The organism is Robertmurraya mesotrionivorans, assembly GCF_050971805.1.
Taxonomy (GTDB): domain Bacteria; phylum Bacillota; class Bacilli; order Bacillales; family Cytobacillaceae; genus Robertmurraya_A.
In genome coordinates, this window is sequence record NZ_JBPCCH010000034.1 from 19,557 (window position 1) to 27,616 (window position 8,060).

6 protein-coding genes and 1 rRNA gene are annotated in these 8,060 nt (G+C 38.4%); all 7 read left to right on the forward strand.

From position 1 onward, the window contains the following. Positions 1–107: 107 nt before the first annotated feature. Positions 108–320 (forward strand): S4 domain-containing protein YaaA, encoded by a 213-nt coding sequence (gene yaaA, locus ACRX5O_RS24295; protein ID WP_160547692.1) that lies wholly within the window; start codon positions 108–110, stop codon positions 318–320. Between the two features lie 68 nt (positions 321–388). Beyond that, on the forward strand, positions 389–1,507 hold the full coding sequence (recF, locus tag ACRX5O_RS24300; protein WP_433908305.1) for a DNA replication/repair protein RecF: 1,119 nt from the start codon (positions 389–391) through the stop codon (positions 1,505–1,507). Between the two features lie 9 nt (positions 1,508–1,516). After that, positions 1,517–1,762, forward strand: coding sequence for an extracellular matrix regulator RemB (gene remB / locus ACRX5O_RS24305; RefSeq protein ID WP_433908306.1), 246 nt, complete (start codon positions 1,517–1,519; stop codon positions 1,760–1,762). Between the two features lie 105 nt (positions 1,763–1,867). After that, entirely contained in the window at positions 1,868–3,790 is a 1,923-nt protein-coding gene (gene gyrB / locus ACRX5O_RS24310) for a DNA topoisomerase (ATP-hydrolyzing) subunit B (protein ID WP_433908308.1), read from the forward strand. Positions 3,791–3,932: 142 nt separating this feature from the next. After that, entirely contained in the window at positions 3,933–6,398 is a 2,466-nt protein-coding gene (gene gyrA / locus ACRX5O_RS24315) for a DNA gyrase subunit A (RefSeq protein ID WP_433908309.1), read from the forward strand. Between the two features lie 88 nt (positions 6,399–6,486). Further along, positions 6,487–7,584 (forward strand): HD-GYP domain-containing protein, encoded by a 1,098-nt coding sequence (locus ACRX5O_RS24320; protein ID WP_433908307.1) that lies wholly within the window; start codon positions 6,487–6,489, stop codon positions 7,582–7,584. 305 nt (positions 7,585–7,889) lie between these two features. Then, positions 7,890–8,060, forward strand: a 16S ribosomal RNA gene (locus ACRX5O_RS24325); the annotation flags it as partial.

Consider the following 8,060-nt stretch of genomic DNA (forward strand, 5'->3'; position numbering starts at 1 on the left):
GTGGCTTTTCGTTTAACCCTTTGTATACAAACCAAATATTTAGTAAAATAAAGAGTAGACACGAAAAACGCTCGTCATGAAAAATTACGAGAAATGAGTGAGGCTATTTGAGAGAAGAAGTGAAAATTGACACAGAGTATATTACGTTAGGTCAATTTTTAAAGCTAGCAGGTGTTATAGATACCGGAGGAATGGCAAAATGGTTCCTAAGTGAACATGAAATATTTGTCAATAATGAGCAAGATCAAAGGAGAGGTCGAAAGCTTAGAGCTGGAGATGTTGTTGAAATTCCTACCATCGGTTCATACATTGTCATGTAAAAGGAAGCAGGCTTCGACATATGTGTTGAAGTCTCGCTTACTGTATAGGGATAAAGGATGTTTTGAATATGTATATTGAGCATTTAGGGTTAAAAAATTATCGGAATTACGAAGATTTGACTATTAATTTTGAAAACAAGGTTAATGTCATCTTAGGTGAAAATGCTCAAGGGAAAACAAATGTCATGGAATCCATCTACGTATTAGCCATGGCTAAATCTCATCGAACCTCTAATGATAAAGAACTTATTCGCTGGGATGAAGAATATGCTACAATAGAGGGACGGGTAAAAAAAAGTCACGGTCCTCTCCCGATGCAGCTGATTATTTCTAAAAAGGGAAAAAAGGCAAAATGCAATCATCTTGAGCAGCAAAAATTAAGTCAGTATGTAGGGAATATGAATGTGGTTATGTTTGCGCCTGAGGATCTTACACTCGTTAAAGGAAGTCCGCAGGTTAGAAGGCGATTTATAGATATGGAGATCGGACAAGTATCCCCTATTTATCTTCATGAAATGGGGCAATATCAGAAAATCCTCCAGCAAAGAAACCATTATTTAAAAATGTTGCAGATTAAAAAGCAATCAGACCAAACGATGCTCGATATTTTAACGGAGCAATTTATTGACAAGGCTGTTCGTATCGTTGCCAAACGTTATGAATTTCTCCATTTGCTTCAAAAATGGGCTATTCCTATCCATAGTGGAATTTCTAGAGGACTAGAAACGTTAAAGATTGAGTATAAACCTTCTGTTGATGTATCAGAAGAGCAAGATTTGTCGAAAATGGTAGAAGTATTTACTCATAAATTTGATAAAATAAAAACTAGAGAGATCGAACGTGGCACAACACTGTTTGGGCCTCATCGCGATGATATGCTCTTTTTTGTAAATGGGCGTGATGTACAAACTTTTGGCTCTCAAGGTCAGCAACGGACGACTGCATTATCCGTTAAGCTAGCAGAAATTGAACTCATTCATTCGGAAATTGGGGAATACCCTATTTTGCTTCTAGATGATGTTCTTTCAGAGCTGGATGATTATCGCCAATCTCACTTGTTAAACACCATTCAGGGTAAGGTTCAAACATTTGTGACAACAACAAATGTAGATGGAATTGACCATCAAACACTTAAAGAAGCGTCAACCTTTACCGTTGATAGTGGGACGATTAAACAAATCTTATGAGGTGGTCATATGTATGTTCATATTGGAGAAGAGACATTGGTTCGAGCAATAGATATCGTTGCCATCATAAGTAAAGAAAGTGTCGTCTCATCATCACAGATGAATGAATTTTTAATGCATGATCGAGCAGAGGTTGTGGATCTTTCAAAAGGTGGATATAAATCTATCGTGATCACAAAAGATAAAATCTATTATTCACCGTTATCATCTGGAACATTAAAAAAACGCTCTTATAAACTAGCAGCTCAGTATTAGAATAATCTTAGCTCTCTTGCTAAGTGAAAATATATATTTGGTACGCGAAAATCAATTGATTTTTGCTTAATTGTGAAAGAAAGAGTAGGTGAACGGTTTATGGCAATGGAACAAAAAGAAGTCCAAGAACAATCATATGATGAAAATCAGATACAGGTTCTGGAAGGTCTTGAAGCCGTAAGAAAAAGACCGGGGATGTATATTGGTTCCACAAGTGTCAAAGGACTCCACCATTTAGTTTGGGAAATCGTTGACAATAGTATTGACGAAGCTCTAGCTGGCTTCTGTACAGAGATAAATGTTGTAATTGAAAAGGATAATAGCATTACCGTTATTGATAATGGGCGGGGAATTCCGGTTGGGATCCATGAAAAGATGGGAAGACCGGCTGTTGAAGTCATTATGACTGTCCTTCATGCTGGCGGAAAGTTTGGTGGCGGAGGTTATAAAGTTTCTGGAGGACTTCACGGAGTTGGTGCGTCTGTAGTTAATGCGCTTTCTACGTTATTAGAAGTGTATGTTCATCGAGAAGGGAAAATTCACTATCAGAAATTTGAGCGTGGAGTGCCTGTTGCTGACCTAGAAGTGATCGGAGAAACAGACCATACAGGTACGACGATTCACTTTGTCCCAGATAGTGAAATTTTCACTGAGACTCTTGAGTATGATTATGAGACCCTTGCCAATCGTATCCGTGAGCTTGCCTTTTTAAACAAAGGGTTAAAAATAACGATTGAAGATAAGCGTGAAGAAAATAAAGGCAACCAATATTACTATGAAGGCGGTATAAAGTCTTATGTAGAGCACTTAAATAGATCAAAGGAAGTTCTACATGAAGAGCCAATCTTTATTGAAGGCGAAAAAGAGGGAATTACCATCGAGGTCGCCATTCAATACAATGATAGTTATACAAGTAATATTTACTCGTTTGCGAACAATATTCATACCCATGAAGGTGGGACACATGAATCTGGTTTTAAAACAGCTCTTACAAGAATCATAAACGACTATGCAAGAAAATATGGTCAGATAAAAGAAAACGATTCGAATTTGTCTGGTGATGATGTGCGAGAAGGCTTAACAGCTATCGTATCTATCAAACATCCAGATCCACAGTTTGAAGGCCAAACAAAAACGAAACTTGGTAACTCAGAGGTAAGAGCAGCAACAGATACGATTTTTGCCGAGGCACTGGATAAGTTTCTTCTTGAAAACCCTACAGTTGCTAGGAAAATAGTTGAAAAAGGGTTAATGGCGGCAAGAGCCCGTTTAGCTGCCAAAAAAGCGAGAGAGTTAACACGTCGAAAGAGTGCACTTGAGGTATCGAGCTTGCCTGGTAAGCTTGCTGACTGCTCTTCCAAAGATCCTGAAATAAGTGAGATATATATCGTTGAGGGAGACTCAGCGGGTGGGTCAGCAAAACAAGGACGTGATCGTCATTTCCAAGCGATTCTTCCACTTAGAGGGAAAATCCTTAACGTAGAAAAAGCAAGATTGGATAAAATCCTTTCAAATAATGAAGTTCGTGCCATGATTACAGCAATTGGAACAGGGATTGGCGAAGACTTTGATCTTTCGAAAGCTCGCTACCATAAAGTTGTAATTATGACGGATGCAGATGTTGACGGTGCGCATATTCGAACACTGATTTTAACATTCTTCTATCGCTATATGAGACAAATCTTAGAGGCAGGCTATATTTATATCGCTCAGCCACCATTATACAAGGTTCAACAAGGGAAACGAATTGAATATGCCTATAACGATAAAGAATTAGACCGTATTTTTGCAGAGCTTCCGAGCCAACCGAAACCTAATATTCAACGTTACAAAGGACTAGGTGAGATGAATCCTGATCAGCTTTGGGATACAACCATGAACCCAGATACTAGGACGATGTTACAGGTTAGTCTTCAGGATGCTATTGAAGCTGATGAAACGTTCGAAATGCTAATGGGAGATAAAGTTGAGCCACGCCGTAACTTTATCGAAGCGAATGCACAATATGTGAAAAACTTAGATATCTAGAAAAAGGGTAGAGGGTAACCACTATCCTCCTTTTTCTTTCATAGAAGCTTTAAGAAATGATCGATCATTAGCTTTAAAGGAGGTACACACGTTGGCTGAAACACCGAATTCACAAATTAAAGAAATAAATATTAGCCAAGAAATGAAGACTTCATTCTTAGATTATGCGATGAGCGTTATTGTCTCTCGTGCTTTGCCAGATGTTAGAGATGGATTAAAGCCCGTACACCGTCGTATTTTATATGCGATGCATGACCTTGGTATGCATTCTGATAAGCCATACAAAAAATCTGCTCGTATCGTTGGGGATGTTATTGGTAAATACCATCCACATGGAGACTCAGCGGTGTATGAAACTATGGTACGTATGGCACAGGATTTCAACTATCGTTATATGCTTGTTGACGGCCATGGAAACTTTGGGTCTGTTGATGGAGACTCAGCGGCAGCCATGCGTTATACGGAATCAAGAATGTCAAAAATCTCTATGGAACTGTTACGAGACATTAATAAAGACACTATTGATTACCAAGACAACTATGATGGAGAAGAAAAAGAGCCGGTTGTCCTTCCAGCTCGATTCCCTAATCTTCTTGTCAATGGGACAACAGGGATTGCGGTGGGTATGGCAACAAATATTCCCCCACATCAGCTTGGTGAAGTGATTGACGGTGTGTTAGCAGTAAGTAAAGACCCAGAGATTACAACTCAGGAGCTCATGGAGATTATTCCTGGTCCTGACTTTCCAACTGGAGGATTAATATTAGGCCGAAGCGGGATCCGAAAGGCTTATGAAACAGGCAGAGGTTCTATTACATTACGAGCAAAGGTTGTTATTGAACAAAAGGCAAATGGCAAGGAAGTTATCATTGTTAATGAGATTCCATACCAAGTAAACAAGGCGAAGCTAATCGAGAAAATTGCTGAGCTAGCCCGTGAGAAAAAAATTGATGGTATCACAGATCTTCGTGATGAATCAGATAGAAATGGTATGCGAATTGTTATTGAGGTTCGTAAAGATGCCAATGCCAATGTATTGTTGAATAACCTTTATAAGCAAACGGCTCTACAAACAAGCTTTGGAATTAACACATTAGCTTTAGTTGATGGACAACCTAAGGTTTTAAACTTAAAGCAGTGTTTGGTCTACTACTTAGATCACCAAAAAGTTGTTATTCGTAGAAGAACAGAATTTGAATTACGAAAAGCAGAAGCAAGAGCTCATATTTTAGACGGCTTACGAATAGCATTAGATCATTTAGACGCAGTTATTAGCTTAATTCGTTCCTCACAGACAACAGATATTGCTCGTGAGGGGTTAATGACTACCTTCCAACTTTCAGAAAAGCAAGCACAGGCTATTTTAGATATGCGTTTACAGCGTTTAACCGGATTAGAACGCGAAAAGATTGAAGAAGAATATCAAAACCTCGTGAAGTTAATTTCAGAGCTAAAGGAAATTTTAGCTAATGAAGAGAAGGTTCTTGAAATCATAAGAGAAGAACTATCTGAAATTAAAGAACGCTTCAATGATAACCGTCGTACAGAAATTGTGACGGGTGGAATTGAAAACATTGAAGATGAGGACTTAATCCCGGTTGAGAATATCGTTATCTCATTGACTCATAACGGATATATCAAACGTCTACCAGTTTCAACCTACCGTGCACAAAAACGTGGTGGTAGAGGGATACAAGGTATGGGTACGAATGAAGACGATTTCGTTGAACATCTTGTGACAACGTCTACTCACGATACGATTCTTTTCTTTACAAACAAAGGGAAAGTATATCGTTCAAAAGGGTATGAGATTCCTGAATTCTCAAGAACAGCAAAAGGAATTCCAATCATAAATCTGCTTGAAGTGGACAAAGGAGAATGGGTGAATGCCATTATTCCTGTTTCAGAGTTTGTAGATGACTGGTTCCTGTTCTTTACTACAAAAGAGGGAATTTCCAAGCGTTCTCCACTGACTTCGTTTGCGAATATCCGAAACAATGGTTTAATTGCCTTGAATCTACGTGAGGAAGATGAATTAATCTCCGTACGTCTAACGGATGGAAGTAAAGAAATAATCATTGGAACAAAGAACGGATTGCTCATTCGTTTCCCTGAAACAGATGTTCGTTCAATGGGTCGTACAGCAACTGGGGTAAAAGGAATTAATATTGACCAGTCAGATGAAGTTGTTGGAATGGAAGTTCTTGAAGAAAATACAGAAATTTTAATCGTTACCAAGAACGGATACGGAAAACGTACACCTGCAGAGGAATATAGAATTCAGGGACGCGGTGGTAAAGGAATCAAAACATGTAACATTACAGATAAAAACGGAAGCCTAGTTGCGATGAAGGCTGTAACAGGTGAAGAAGATGTAATGTTAATTACTACAGGCGGAGTCTTAATCCGTATGGCGGTTAGTGACATCTCAACAATGGGACGAAATACTCAAGGTGTGAGATTGATCAGATTGAATGAATCAGAAGAAGAATTCGTAGCAACTGTAGCGATGGTTGAGAAGGAAGAAGAAAAAGAAGAAGAAAAAGACGAAGTCATCGTTGGTGAAGAAGAAGAGTCACAAGACTTTGAATCAGCGGATGAAGAATAATTTGTAAGAGAGGGACATTATTATGTTCCTCTTTTTTTATGAATTGGGTAAAATAGACTAAGAATATTATTACTAGAGGGTGTAATTAGTGCGAGTTCTTATAAAAGAAGTTCAAGAAGGGTGCATTCTTTCTGAAGATGTTATTGGGTCTTCGGGCCGGACAATTGTCCAAAAGAAAACAGTGTTAACTTCCGAATTGCTCGAAGTATTAAAAGCCTTCTTAATACCTGAACTAGAGGTTGAAAAGACTCTGTCTAGCGGTCATCCATTTATTCCTAATGAAATACTCTTGGATGATGAAGAAGTGAGACGTGAGGAAAATGAAGAGCAAAGGGAACTTACATTCACAGAACTCTTTCTTCAAGCATCAAGAAGCTTTAAAAAAGAGTTTCGAAGCTGGCAGTCGGGTTTGCCAGTAGATGTTACAAAGGTACGAAGTATTATATTTCCGTTAATCGAAAAAATAGATCACAATCAACCAGATCTTTTTCAACTTCACCACTTTTCAACTGAGGAAGACTATTTATACCAGCATGCAGTTGCGGTTGGATTAATTAGCAGTTTTATCTCTAAGAAACTAGGTTTTAATAAAGGGGAGGTTGTTCAGGTTGCTTTGGCTGGAACATTAAGCGATTGTGGAATGGCAAAGCTTTCTGAAGGAATATTAAATAAAAGAACACCTCTTACACAAGAGGAGTACCAAGAGGTAAAAAACCACCCGACGTATAGCTATAGGCTTATTCAAAGTACACCTTTTATTAGAGAGGCAGGCAAAATCGCCATCTTCCAACATCATGAGCGTTTGGATGGAAGTGGGTATCCATTAGGAGAAAAGGGACAGAAAATCCACCAATATGCAAAAATTATTGGGGCAGCTGACACATTCCATGCAATGACTTCACAACGATTGTATAGAAAAAAACAGTCTCCTTTTAAAGTATTGGAGATGATGCTCCAAGATTTATTTGGACAGTTTGATATTGCCTCCATTCGTGCACTTCAAGCTGGGATTATGAATATTTCTATTGGGAGTTTAGTAAGACTTTCAAACGGACAAGAAGCTGAAATTCTATTTATTGATGAGAATGCACCAACAAGGCCACTTGTAAAAGTATTATCTACTGCTGAAATTATTCATTTGCAGAGAAACCGGATGATTTTTATCGATGAAGTAAAGATTCCTTAGTATGGTAGAGCCAAATAGGTACTATAACTATTTGGCTCTTGAATGTTTCCATTTATTAGTTATTGAATAATAAATAGTGGCTTGCTATACTAGTAAAAGTCAGCTCAACAAGTACTTTAAATAGTTGTTAAAACTTTTTTTAAAAAAGTAGTTGAAATGAGTTGATAAACATGATATATTATTAAAGTCGCCTCGTTGCGACAGTGATTGTTCTTTGAAAACTAAACAAATCATACGTCAACAAAAATGATAGTGTTGAAATATACACTAGCCAACGTTTTAACTTTAAGAGCTAATCTTACTCTTTATTGGAGAGTTTGATCCTGGCTCAGGACGAACGCTGGCGGCGTGCCTAATACATGCAAGTCGAGCGGATCTTTGGGAGCTTGCTCCCGAAGATTAGCGGCGGACGGGTGAGTAACACGTGGGCAACCTGCCTATGAGACTGGGATAACTCCGGGAAACCGGGGCTAATA

Bases quoted from the DNA above. Each gene is read 5' to 3' on its own strand.
- recF (WP_433908305.1), top strand. From the start codon at position 389: ATGTATATTGAGCATTTAGGGTTAAAAAATTATCGGAATTACGAAGAT.
- remB (WP_433908306.1), top strand. From the start codon at position 1,517: ATGTATGTTCATATTGGAGAAGAGACATTGGTTCGAGCAATAGATATC.
- gyrB (WP_433908308.1), top strand. From the start codon at position 1,868: ATGGAACAAAAAGAAGTCCAAGAACAATCATATGATGAAAATCAGATA.
- gyrA (WP_433908309.1), top strand. From the start codon at position 3,933: ATGAAGACTTCATTCTTAGATTATGCGATGAGCGTTATTGTCTCTCGT.